We start from the raw sequence: 11,879 nt of genomic DNA on the forward strand, positions 1-11,879 counted from the left end.
TCCCACTTCAACCATACACCAGAACCAACACACAGGATTCTAGGGTCTGCGCGCGTCGCTTCGCTCCTTGCTCCGCCATAGAATGACGACGCGATCAATGTGCTTCGCCAATCGCGAAGTCATGCAAATTAAAAATTCTATGCGTCAGTTCAAATTGATATCCCGGCTGGCCGACCGCATCGACACCGAGAAGCCGGCCAGCACGTCGAACAGCGCGATGACCATCAGCGTGAAGAAGACGGAGTGGGCCGCGCCCTTCACCAGCAGGAATTCGACCAGGAAGGCGATGAAGACCAGCGTCGACAAAAGGTGATCGAGGATCGAGGCATTGGTGGTGCGCACCGATTTCGATATCTCGACGAACAGGAAGATCAGCCCGATCAGCACCATCAGGCCACCGAGCGTCATCGAGAACACGCCGCCCGACATCATGCGGAAAGAGAACATCTCAGTCGTCCAAGGATCGTCGCCGCCGCCGAACAATCCCAGCAGACCGAGATTGTAGAGGACGAAGGGCACGATCAGCAGCGGGATGGCACCGAACATCTGGGCGACTCCATGGGCACCCCTTTTGTAAAATCCGCGGCAGGCGCGCCGTCAAGGCTTTTCGCCGGCGGCGGCGAACACGCTCTAAGACCTAATGAAATAACAATGTCAGCCGGTTGACCGGCTTTTCTGCAGCCTGCGAGGCCCAGGTCTCCCTCAGCCAAGGGCCGCACGCAAAAAGACCGGCCAGAGGCCGGTCTTTTGAAACGTCACGAACCGCGGAAGCTTCTCAGCTTTCCTTCGGCTCAAGAACCTGGCGGCCGCGATACATGCCGGTCTTCAGGTCGATGTGATGCGGGCGGCGCATTTCGCCGGAATTCTTGTCCTCGACATAGGTCGGGGCCTTGAGCGCGTCGGCCGAGCGGCGCATGCCGCGCTTCGACGGAGAGGTTTTTCTTTTTGGAACGGCCATGGATATGCTCCACTACATGGTCAAAATGCCCCGGCAACCCTCGCGAAAGGGCCGCATCGAGGCCATAATCTGAGAAAGTCGGGTGCCTATACACGCCTTGCGCCGTTTTGGCCAGCGCCGGCGCGAATTTTTTTGCCGCAGGAGGACAGGAACTAGGTGTGTCGAGATTCAAGTCAGGCCGAGCCGAGAACGGTGGCCACCGAGAACCGGAGCGGAGCGTACTTAAGGTACGTGAGCACCGGAAGCGCAGGTAGCCGCCGTTCGCAGGCCGGGCTCACTTGAATATCGATGCACCTAGTCAAGGCAGCCGACATAGGCGCCTGACCTGCTCGCACGCCGCTCGATCAGCGAGGCCAGCCGCCGCAGGCCCGGCCCCGGCCTGGCGGGATTGCGCGCGATCGGGTTGGGCAGACTGACGGCAAGCAGCGCCGCCTGCCGGCGCGACAATTGCTTGGCAGAGACGCCGAAATGATGCCGGGCGGCGGCCTCGATGCCGTAGATGCCCGGCCCCCATTCGGCGATGTTGAGATAGATTTCCATGATCCGCCGCTTCGACATCACAGCGTCGAAATAGACGGCCAGGGGCAGCTCGACCACCTTGCGCACGCTGCCCAATGGGCGCGACCACAGAAAAAGGTTCTTCACCGTCTGCATGGTGATGGTGGAGGCGCCGCGCGTCGCCTCGCCGGCCAGCGCGTCGTCGACCACGCCGCGCAACTCGCCCAGATCGACGCCGCGATGAAAGCAGAACTGCCCGTCCTCCGACATGATCACCGAATGCGCCAGCACCGGCGCCACGTCGTCGATCGACACCCAGCGCCGGTCGTAGCCGGAAAAAGTCACGAGGTCCTTCAGCATTAGCGTCGAGACCGGATGCACGAAAGACGGCAGATAAAGGAAGGTGAGCACGACCGGTATGACTGCCAGCACGAGCGCCACGACCAGGCAACGCCGACCAAGCCGCTTGAGACCGGCGCGGTTCAGGCGCCGACGTCGCGCCATGTCCAGCCCTTCGCTTTCATAGTCGACGATCGGTTCCGTCAAGCCGTCCACCCGTGCCTCGCCTCCTCCGGCATAAAGGCGCGAGCCTGCTTGCGCAATGTCTGAGTGTCGGCTACCGGTCCCGGCCATGGGCAAAGACGACCAGATCGCCTTCGAATCCGCGCTTTTCATGCGCGCCGCCGCGGTCGAGACCGAGCTGCGGCGGATCCTCGACGCGCGTCCGCTCACCAGTGAGATCGTGCGGCCGGAGCGCCTGATGGCGGCCATGCGCCATGGCGTGCTCAATGGCGGCAAGCGGCTGCGGCCATTTCTAGTCATGGAAAGTGCCGCGCTGTTTTCGGCCGATAGCGAGGCGGCGCTGCGCGTCGCCGCGGCGCTCGAATGCGTGCATTGCTACTCGCTCATCCATGACGACCTGCCTTCCATGGACGACGACGATTTGAGGCGCGGCCAGCCGACGGTGCACAGGGCCTTCGACGAGGCGACCGCGGTCCTCGCCGGCGACGCGTTGCTGACCTTGGCCTTCGACGTCGTCGCCGACGACGCGACGTTGCTGGCGGCGGAGCGCCGCGCCACCCTGGTCCTCGCCCTTGCCCGTGCGGCCGGTGCCGGCGGCATGGTCGGCGGCCAGATGCTGGACCTGGAAGCGGAGCGCGAACGGCCGGACGAGGCGGGGATCATCACGCTGCAGGCGATGAAGACCGGCGCGCTGATCCGCTTCGCCTGCGAGGCCGGCGCGATCGTCGCCGGCGCGCCTCCTGCCGAGCGCGAGCGGCTGGCGGAGTTCGGCTCGGCGATCGGCCTTGCCTTCCAGCTCGCCGACGACCTGCTCGACCTGACCGCCGACGCAAAGCAGATGGGCAAAGCGACGAACAAGGATGCGGCCGCCGGCAAGGCGACGCTCGCAGCACTGCACGGACCAGACTGGGCGCGCGGTCAGCTCCACGGCCTCATCGACCAGGCGCATGCGCTGCTTGAGCCCTATGGCGAGCGGGCTGAGCTGCTCAAGCAAGCGGCGACCTTCGTGGCGACGCGCAACAGCTGAACTGCGGCGCGGCGGGCGCCCCCATTGCGGAAGCCGACAACAGCTCCGATTGTTCGCTATGTTCGAATACTGCTGTCGATGGCCGGGTGATTATCCGGCATCCGCAGCAGTCTATATCCGCTCCAGGACAACGAACGGACATCATCGGTCCGGTCGCTGACGCCTCCCCGGCCCTCCATCCAGAGCCGTGAAATCCACCGGAAGGAACCTGGAAATGCCCTTTGCCAACTTCAAGATGCCCGAGGCCGCCCTCACAAAGGCGCAAAAGGAAGACCTCGTCCACAAGACCACGCAGATGTTCGTCGACTATTTCGGCGAAGGTGTACGCCCCCACACCATGGTGCTGATCGAGGAAGTTCCCGACGGAGGTTATGGCCGCGCCGACGAGGTCTTCATTCTTCCCGACGCCTACCGGGCCGAGGATAGTGCCTGACTTGAACCGGGCGAGTCGCTTGCCGAGCGGCACGCCCAACTTTCCGTGTCGGAGCCGACACTCGCTTTCCCTTGGATCAGCCCCGGTTCGGCAAGCTCCGCAGGAAATCGATCATCGCGGCGTTGACCTCGTCCGGGCGCTCCTGCTGAGTCCAATGCCCGCAGCCGGGCAGCATCAGCGTATCGCGGATTTGCGGGACGAAGTTCCTGAGATTGGCCAACAGTTGATCCATGCCGGGGAAGGCGACCACAAGGTCACGGTCGCCCGCTGCGTAGAGAGCGGGAACCTTGATCCGCGCGCCGGCAAAGGGCGCCATCAGTTCCCAGTTCCGGTCGATGTTGCGGTACCAGTTGAGACCTCCGGCAAAGCCGGTGCGCTGGAACTCGCCGGCGTAGAAATCGCTGTCGCTTTCGCTGAGCCAGTGCGGCAGACTTGCAGGAACCTCGGCGGCTTGCAGGAGCCCTCCGCCGTGCGGGACCATGGCAATTCTGGCGCCGCCATCCGAAGCGTCTCCCGACACCGCGTAAAGCATGGCGCGCACCGTGGCCCGCGGGTCTCGTTCCAGCTCCGCCTCGGCAATGCCGGGTTGCTGGAAATAGAGCTGGTAGAACTGGGACTCCGGCGTTCGCGGCATGAGGCTGGTCGGACGCGCATTGCCGCGCGGCCGGAACGGCACGCTGAGGCCGACGACGGCATGGAAGCGGTCCGGCCGTAGCAGCGCGGCATGCCAGGCCACCACCGCACCCCAGTCGTGGCCGACGATGACGGCACTGGGGACCTCGAGGGCGTCGAGAAGACCCACCATGTCGCCGACCAGATGAAAGAGCGTGTATTGGTCGATCGCTTCCGGCCGGTCGCTCTTGCCGTAGCCCCGCATGTCGGGGGCGACGGCACGGAAGCCCGCCGCTGCGAGCGCGCCCAGCTGATGCCGCCAGGAATACCAGGATTCAGGGAAGCCATGGCACAAAAGCACCACCGGCCCTTCGCCCTGCTCCGCGACATTGAGGCGGATGCCGTTGGTCTCAACTATCCGCTGTATAGGTTCGCTCACGGCCGCTTCTCATGCTCGCGTTCCACCTCTGATCAATGGCGAAAGGCCAGACGCCGCAACGGGTGGCCGAGCCAGCGGGGTGCCAAGTTTTGGAGGCGCGCATCTTCCATTGACTGTCTCAGGGGCGGTCGCGGCAGTCAATATCCGACATGGTCACGTAGCGCCACGGCGTCCACCCACTTGAATAGTTCTGGCGATGCGCGTCCATTCGTGCAGGATCGCTGACTGAGGAGGCGGGGAACCAATGCTTAAGCTGCAAGCCTGGCTGGCCGATTATTGGGTCATCGGTGCAGGGTTCATGGCAGCATCGCTCATAGCGGCCGCGCCGGTCTTATCGCTTCCGCTGCCGGTGTTCCTGATCTTCCTGCACAGCCCGTTTTACATGGTCCACCAGGTCGAAGAGCACGCCGGCGACCGATTCCGCAAATTCGCGAACGAAAATGTTTTCGGCGGCCGTGACGCCCTTACCGTCGCCTCGGTTCTCGTCATCAACCTGCCGTTTGTCTGGGGTATCAACCTGCTGGCTCTTTATGCGGCATTCCTGTGGGGACCCGCCTGGGGCCTGGTTGCCCCGTATGTCATGATCGTGAACGCGCTCGCGCACCTCGTCACATCGGCGCGGCTCGGCAAATACAATCCCGGCCTCGTCACTAGCGTCATTTTGTTTTTGCCACTGAGCGTCGTCACGATCTGGATGATCGGCCGGACGGGAGGTCTTGTCCCGCAATTGATCGGCGCAGCTCTCGCGATCCTGCTTCACCTGGCGATCATTGCGGTCGTGGCCGCCCGATACCGCTCTCTCGTCGTCACCTCACAGCATCGGCGGCGACGTCATCAATCTTGATCATCGGCAAAACGGCCCTTTGTCCTCAACGGCACCACATTCGCGCTGGCTGGCTGTTCCGGCTCGGCGCTCTGCGCGGCGACTGCCATATCGGCCCGGGGCAGATAGATCGTCACCGTCGTGCCCTTGCCGACTTCGCTTTCAATTGTGACCGCGCCGCCGGACTGCTGCGCCAAGCCGTAGACCTGGGCGAGGCCGAGACCTGTACCCTTCTCGGGCCCTTTGGTCGTGAAGAACGGTTCGAAAACCTGCGGAAGCACGTCTGCCGCAATGCCGATGCCTGTGTCGGTCACCCGCAACGCGACGAATTCACCTTGCAGGCCGGCTGCGTTATCCTCGCTCGACAGCAGCACGTTCTCCGCCGTTATCGTTACCAGGCCACCGTCTGGCATGGCGTCCCGCGCGTTGAAGGCAATGTTGACGAGACCAAGCTCCAGTTCGCCGGGGTCGACCTTGACTGGCCAGGTTTCGGGTCCGACAGCGGCGACCAATTTCACCGATTTGCGCATGGAGCCCGCTATCATTGCGCGGACGGCTTCCACGCGCTCTGCCAGCGAGACGACCTCGGCGCGGGCAGCCTGCTTGCGCGAGAAGGCCAGCAACTGGCGTGTCAATGCGGCGCCGCGCTGGAGTGCAAGTTCCACGGATTCGGTCGCCCGCTTCATTTCGGGATCGGCGCCGACTTTCTTCCCCAATCGAACAAAGCTTTCGACCACCGTCAGGAGATTGTTGAAATCATGCACGATGCTGCCGGTCAGTTGGCCGAGCGCATCCATTTTCTGCGTATGAACGCGTTGCGCTTGCGCCTGCCGGAGTGCGATCTCAGCGTCGCGTCGGTCGGTGATGTCGCGCGTAATCTTGGCGAAACCGATCAGCTCTCCTCGCTCGTCGCGGATCGGATCGATCACGACATTCGCCCAGAACAGCGTCCCGTCCTTACGGACGCGATGGCCCTCGGTCTCGAAGCGTCCATCCCGTGTTGCCGTATAGAGCGCGCGGCCAGGTAAACCCGCGGCACGGTCGTGCTCGGTGTAAAAACGTGAGAAGTGCTGACCGATGATTTCTTCGGCCGCATAGCCCTTGATGCGCTCCGCGCCGGCGTTCCAACTGGTCACCAGCCCGTTGGGGTCAAGCATGAAGAGCGCATAGTCGGTCACGCCGCTCACCAGAAGGCGGAACTGGCGCTCGCTTTGGCGCAAAGCTTCGTGCGCCGCACGGCGTTCGGTGATGTCGCGCGTGACCTTGGCGAATCCTTCGAGTCGGCCTGCGTCGTTATGGATCGGGGTAACGACAACCGATGCCCAGAAACGGCTGCCATCCTTGCGTACGCGCCAACCCTCGCCTTCATATCGCCCGTTCTGCACGGCTGCTTCAAGGACGCGGAGCGGTGTGCCTTTTGCGCGTTCTTCGCGAGTATAGAATTTGGAAAAATGCTGGCCCACGATTTCCTCGGCAGCGTAGCCTTTCAGCCGCTCGGCGCCGGCGTTCCAATTGGTGACCACGCCGCTTGGATCGAGCATGTAGATGGCATAGTCGGTCACGCCGTCGACAAGGATGCGGAAGCGCCGCTCGCTCTGCAGCAGCGATTCATGCGCGGCGACGCGCTCCGTGATGTCTCGCGTGATCTTCGCGTAACCCAAAAGAACGCCGTTGCGGTCCAGTACCCGTTGGACAAGGCCGCTCGACCAGAACCTGGTTCCGTCCTTGCGCACCCGCCATCCTTCGGCCTCGTATCTTCCCTCCGCCTTTGCCGCGGCAAGCATCCTGCTCGGAACCCCATTCGCCTGATCTTCGACTGTGAAAAATCGGGAAAAATGCTGCCCCAGGACTTCCGAAGCCGCGTAGCCCTTTATCTTCTCGGCGCCGGCATTCCAGCTGGTGATGAGGCCATCTGCATCGAGGGTGTAGATCGCGTAGTCGGCGACAGCGTCGATGAAGAGTTCAAGGCGCCGGCTGTCGGAAAGGTGTTGCGCGTCGGCTGTGGTCAGTGGCATTGTCGAACCCGCATTACGCTCGCATCAGGCAGTTCGTCCGGTGACGCGTCTGCAACATAAGCGTGCCTATCCTGCATAGCAACGAGCTTGGATCAATGGCGACATATTCATCCGCTCTCGCAGCCAATCTCAGAAACCCAGGTTATTTGTACAGCTTTGCTCCGGAAAACGAGCCTGGAGATGACGAGGAAAATCCCGTCTCTCACGAACTCGGCTCTGCCGAGCATGACGAACTCCCGTATAGGGTCGAGTTGTGGAACGCCGCCAAGAACGGTGTCGAACAAGTCCTCGCCGTCACGGCAAATGCCAGCATCGGCTACGCTGCCTATTACGCAGCGACGCGTGAGCACCCGGACCGCTACGTCACCTTGCGGCACAAGAACAATTTCGTTTCAAGATGGAACGGTCCGGCGAATTAGGCAGGGGCCTGTCTATGACACGGAGCGCCAACTCTTCCCGTTCGGCCGAAGCGCTGCCCTATCGTATCGAACTCTGGCACGCCGACAGCCATGAGGTCATCGAACGGGTTCTCGCACGCGCCGTTACAGCCCAGCTTGCCCGCGCCATTTTTCAAGCCGCAAGGGACGAGCATCCTCGACGGCGGATCACGCTGCGCAAGGGAAACCGTATCCTCTCCGATACGACGGATTGACGATCTGCCGTCCGGTTTCAAAGCGCTGTCCGGAGGTCCAGTGCGCTAGGCCTGTCTGTCGCGGACAGCGATACGTCGCCCCTGCATCAAAAGCTGCGACAAGGACCCTCCCTCCAACGAAATCTTAATGTAAATCAAGCGTAATCCCGACCATTAAAATTGTGCGTATGTGTTGGGGTTGCGCATGCCGGAATATTCTTCCTTCCTCCGGTCGATCCGGATCCGCTACATTTCGGGATTGCTTGTCTTCGCGCTGGCCTCGGCCGCCGTCATGTTCGCGCTCAACCGTGTGAATTCGTACCGCCACGAGGTCGATGCTCTCAGCGGCAATTTCGTCATCTTCGCCCGCGACCTGCGCAACGCCACCAATTTCGCCGAGACCACCGGCACCGCCTGGCGCAGCGAGACGCGCGATGCGTTGGCGACCGCCGCGCGCGGCCATTCCGAACGCCTGATGGGCGAGATCGGGATCCTGAACGCCCAGCTTGCCGCGATCAGGCCGCGCCTGTCGAACAACACCGTCAACGCGCTGGACACCGCTTCGGTCAATGACGACCTGTTCTGGTCGGCGCGCGATATGGTGCGCAACTTCAACTTGATGGCAGTCGCCCAGAAGGTCGACGAGTGGAGCTACCGCGAGATCCGTAACCAGAATGACCTTTTCGCCCAGCCGATGCTGGTGAAGGTGCGCACCGCGCTCGACGAGGAGCGCCGCCTCGCCGATGCTTCCAGCGACCGGCTGCTCCTGTGGGCGAGCGGCCTGCTGTTCGCTGTGCTCGCCATCGCGGCGTTTCTGATCTTCCGGCCGATGGAGAATGCGATCCGCCGCGCCTTCGCCGAGACCGCCGCATCTTTGTTCAAGGCCGAGGCCGCCGACCGCGCCAAATCCGAATTCCTCGCCAATATGAGCCATGAGATCCGCACGCCGATGAACGGCGTTCTCGGCATGGCCGAGTTGCTTGCCAAGACCGAGCTGACGCCGCGCCAAAAGACCTTCACCGACGTCATCGTCAAATCCGGCAACGCGCTGCTCACCATCATCAACGACATCCTCGATTTCTCGAAGATCAATGCCGGCCAGCTGACGCTCGACCCCGCCCCTTTCCGCCTCGCGGAGGCGGTCGAGGATGTGGCGACGCTGGTGTCGGCGCGCGTTGCCGAAAAGAACCTCGAGCTCATCGTGCGCGTCGACCCGCGCCTGCCGGCCTTCGTCGTTGGCGATGCCGGGCGCTTCCGCCAGATCGTCACCAACCTGCTCGGCAACGCAGTGAAATTCACCGAGAAGGGCCATGTCCTGATCGATGTCGGCGGCGATGTCGTCGACGGTGTGGTCCAGCTCAAGGTCCGCGTCGAGGACACCGGCATCGGCATCCCGGCCGAAAAACTGCAAAGCGTGTTCGAGAAATTTGCCCAGGTCGACGGCTCCTCGACCCGCCGCCATGAAGGCACCGGCCTTGGCCTTGCGATCGGCGCCCGGCTTGTCGACCTGATGGGCGGCAAGATCGGCGTCGAAAGCGAGATCGGCCGCGGCTCCGTGTTCTGGTTCGCCGTGCCGCTGCCGGCGCATAGCCAGCAGGCGCGTGACGAGCTGGTGCCGGTCGACGTCACCGGCGCCCGTGTGCTGGTCATCGACGACAATCCGGTCAACCGCGAGATCCTGCTGGAGCAGCTCAGAAGCTGGAGCTTCGACTGCGCGGCCGCCGAAAGCGGCGCGGTCGGCCTCGCTTTCCTCGACCGCGCCTGCCAGCTCGGCGCCTCGGTCGACTGCATCATCCTCGATTACCAGATGCCCGGCATGAACGGCGCCGATGTCGCCAGAGCCATCGCCGCCGACAGCCGCCTCTCTTCCATCCCCGTCGTGCTGCTCACCTCGGTAGACCAGGTCGATTTCGGCCGCATGGTGATCGATTTCGGCATCGTCGCGCATCTTACCAAGCCGGCGCGTTCGGCGGTGCTGCTGGGCACCGTGATTGCCGCCATCCAGAAGGCGCGCACGCAAGGCGCCAAGGCGCATTTCGTGCGCGAGCCGGTCGCGGCCCAGGCGGCCCCGCCGGCCTTCACCGTCATCCGCGGCCCGTCGGTGTCCGTGCCGGCGGCGCCGGAATCGACGGCAGCGCCGAGCGGCCCGATCGATATCCTGATCGCCGAGGACAATGACGTGAATCAGCTGGTCTTCGGCCAGATCCTCAACGGTTTCGGTCTCAGCTACCGCATTGCCGGCAATGGTCGGACGGCTGTCGAGATGTACCGCTCGCTGCGCCCGCGCCTGGTGCTGATGGACGTCTCCATGCCGGAGATGAACGGTTATGAGGCGACGCGCGCCATCCGCGCCATCGAAGAGCAGAACGGCGATCACACGCCGATCATCGGCGTCACCGCGCATGCGCTCAAGGGCGACCGTGAAAAATGCATCGAGGCAGGCATGGACGACTATCTGCCGAAGCCGGTCTCGCCCGACCGCCTCGGCGCCAAGATCGGCACCTGGCTCAGCGAGACCGTGGCGGCGAAGACGGCTTAAGCGTCAGGTTGCCTCTGGCGGCCACCGCCGAGTTCCTTCGCGCCCCCCTCTGCCCTGCCGGGCATCTCCCCCACGAGGGGGGAGATCGGCAGTTCCGGCGCTTCGCCCGTCCGTTGGAGATTGGCGAAAGCAAACGTGGCGGCCAAATCTCCCCCCTTGTGGGGGAGATGTCCGGCAGGACAGAGGGGGCGCTGTCCCGCCGACTCTGAACCAGCTCTTTTCGAGCCTTCAGCCCCGCCGGAACGGATACAGGAATTGCCGCCAATAGCCTTTCGGCACCGGATGGCCGTGAATGCCATAGCCCTTCGGCCACCGTCCCTCGGGCAGATGGTAGGTGCCGAATAGCCGGTCGAGTAGCGGGAAATGGATGGCGAAGTTGACGTCGATCGCCTCTTTCTCGAGGCCGTGATGCCAATGATGGAAGCGCGGTGACACCAGCACCTTTTCCGCCGGACCGAAGCTCGTTCCGATGTTGGAATGGATGAAGGACGAATAGACGTAGACGATCAGGATATAGGTCTGGATCGCCGATTCATCGAAGCCCAACACGAACATCGGCGTCGCCGTCAGGCTGCGCAGCACGATGATTTCCAGGAAATGCATCCGCGCGCCGGCGATCCAGTCCATCGACTTGGCTGAATGATGCACGGCGTGGAAATTCCACAGGAATGGGATGCGATGGAAGGCGCGGTGCACCCAATATTGGGCGAGATCGGTCAGGAACATCACCGCCAGCAGCTGCACGATCCAAGGCAGATCGTGGACCCAGGCGCGCACCGACCCCAGACCGCCTTGCGCATTGACGAAATTGGACGGCGCGAGCGTCAGGTAGGTCAATATTTGCACCAGCAGCGACGAGACCAAATAGTAGAACAGGTCCTCGCGCCATTCGTCGCGGAACACGGTCTGGCCCTTGTTGCGGGCAAAAATGCGCTCGAGCGGAACGAACAAAACCCCCATGAACAGGGCGTTCAGGATGAAGAAGTCGAGACCGAAGAACACCCCCTCGATCCGCAACTCGTGACGCACCGGCAGCATGCCGATGAGCGAGGCCAACAGCACGGTGACCATCGCCGCCACGCCAAGTGTCTTTTCCCTGCGCAGCATCATGCTCAGAATGGCCAGAATGTAGCCGGAGATAAGCACGAAATAGAGGACCGGCTTGAAGAACAGCATCTGGTGGATCGGAGCCAGGTCCGGCATCGAGGTCAGCGATGGATAGCGCAACACGATGACCATCAAGAGGGCGGTGATGCCCGCAAGCAATGCGATCGAGCCGGACAGCCAGCCGGACCCGAACGGCCGCTTGGTGCGCGGCGTCTCGAGTTCGCCGATAACCCTTTTAAGGAAATTCGCCCCCGGCATGATGCTCCCCCTATGTG

12 protein-coding genes are annotated in these 11,879 nt (G+C 62.9%); 6 read left to right on the plus strand and 6 right to left on the minus strand.

The window, feature by feature from the left end:
* Nucleotides 1-144: 144 nt before the first annotated feature.
* The 3 genes from LB529_RS28145 to LB529_RS28155 form a co-directional block, all read right to left on the minus strand.
* Nucleotides 145-546 carry a hypothetical protein gene (locus LB529_RS28145; RefSeq protein ID WP_140545089.1) on the minus strand — a complete coding sequence of 134 codons (402 nt, stop codon included), beginning with the start codon at nt 544-546 and terminating at the stop codon, nt 145-147.
* Between the two features lie 229 nt (nt 547-775).
* Nucleotides 776-958, minus strand: coding sequence for a 50S ribosomal protein L32 (rpmF, locus tag LB529_RS28150; RefSeq protein ID WP_006203806.1), 183 nt, complete (start codon nt 956-958; stop codon nt 776-778).
* Between the two features lie 294 nt (nt 959-1,252).
* On the minus strand, nt 1,253-2,011 hold the full coding sequence (locus LB529_RS28155; RefSeq protein WP_140841523.1) for a transglycosylase domain-containing protein: 759 nt from the start codon (nt 2,009-2,011) through the stop codon (nt 1,253-1,255).
* A 76-nt stretch (nt 2,012-2,087) separates the two neighbouring features.
* On the opposite strand from LB529_RS28155, the gene LB529_RS28160 reads away from it, so the two are divergent.
* Both LB529_RS28160 and LB529_RS28165 read left to right on the plus strand, forming a co-directional pair.
* Nucleotides 2,088-3,005, plus strand: coding sequence for a polyprenyl synthetase family protein (locus tag LB529_RS28160; protein WP_411962591.1), 918 nt, complete (start codon nt 2,088-2,090; stop codon nt 3,003-3,005).
* Nucleotides 3,006-3,219: 214 nt separating this feature from the next.
* The gene (locus tag LB529_RS28165; RefSeq protein WP_095767338.1) at nt 3,220-3,438 is read left to right on the plus strand and encodes a tautomerase family protein; all 219 of its coding nucleotides are present in this window, start codon (nt 3,220-3,222) and stop codon (nt 3,436-3,438) included.
* A 76-nt stretch (nt 3,439-3,514) separates the two neighbouring features.
* Here LB529_RS28165 and LB529_RS28170 read toward each other — a convergent pair whose 3' ends face one another.
* A complete protein-coding gene (locus tag LB529_RS28170) occupies nt 3,515-4,489 on the minus strand; it encodes an alpha/beta fold hydrolase (RefSeq protein ID WP_224712910.1) in 975 nt (324 codons plus the stop codon).
* A 244-nt stretch (nt 4,490-4,733) separates the two neighbouring features.
* On the opposite strand from LB529_RS28170, the gene LB529_RS28175 reads away from it, so the two are divergent.
* Nucleotides 4,734-5,333, plus strand: a complete 600-nt coding sequence (locus LB529_RS28175; protein ID WP_224712911.1) for an HXXEE domain-containing protein — start codon at nt 4,734-4,736, stop codon at nt 5,331-5,333.
* Here LB529_RS28175 and LB529_RS28180 read toward each other — a convergent pair.
* Entirely contained in the window at nt 5,324-7,327 is a 2,004-nt protein-coding gene (locus LB529_RS28180) for a PAS domain-containing sensor histidine kinase (protein WP_224712912.1), read from the minus strand. The genes LB529_RS28175 and LB529_RS28180 overlap by 10 nt on opposite strands.
* A gap of 95 nt (nt 7,328-7,422) precedes the next feature.
* On the opposite strand from LB529_RS28180, the gene LB529_RS28185 reads away from it, so the two are divergent.
* The 3 genes from LB529_RS28185 (at nt 7,423) to LB529_RS28195 (ending at nt 10,497) form a co-directional block, all read left to right on the plus strand.
* The gene (locus LB529_RS28185; RefSeq protein ID WP_224545567.1) at nt 7,423-7,746 is read left to right on the plus strand and encodes a hypothetical protein; all 324 of its coding nucleotides are present in this window, start codon (nt 7,423-7,425) and stop codon (nt 7,744-7,746) included.
* Nucleotides 7,747-7,760: 14 nt separating this feature from the next.
* Nucleotides 7,761-7,979, plus strand: a complete 219-nt coding sequence (locus LB529_RS28190) for a hypothetical protein (RefSeq protein WP_224545566.1) — start codon at nt 7,761-7,763, stop codon at nt 7,977-7,979.
* A gap of 184 nt (nt 7,980-8,163) precedes the next feature.
* On the plus strand, nt 8,164-10,497 hold the full coding sequence (locus LB529_RS28195; protein WP_224627826.1) for a response regulator: 2,334 nt from the start codon (nt 8,164-8,166) through the stop codon (nt 10,495-10,497).
* Between the two features lie 228 nt (nt 10,498-10,725).
* Here LB529_RS28195 and LB529_RS28200 read toward each other — a convergent pair whose 3' ends face one another.
* Nucleotides 10,726-11,862 carry a sterol desaturase family protein gene (locus LB529_RS28200; protein WP_224602255.1) on the minus strand — a complete coding sequence of 379 codons (1,137 nt, stop codon included), beginning with the start codon at nt 11,860-11,862 and terminating at the stop codon, nt 10,726-10,728.
* Nucleotides 11,863-11,879 lie beyond the last annotated feature (17 nt).

Source organism: Mesorhizobium sp. CA5, from assembly GCF_020165105.1.
GTDB lineage: Bacteria > Pseudomonadota > Alphaproteobacteria > Rhizobiales > Rhizobiaceae > Mesorhizobium.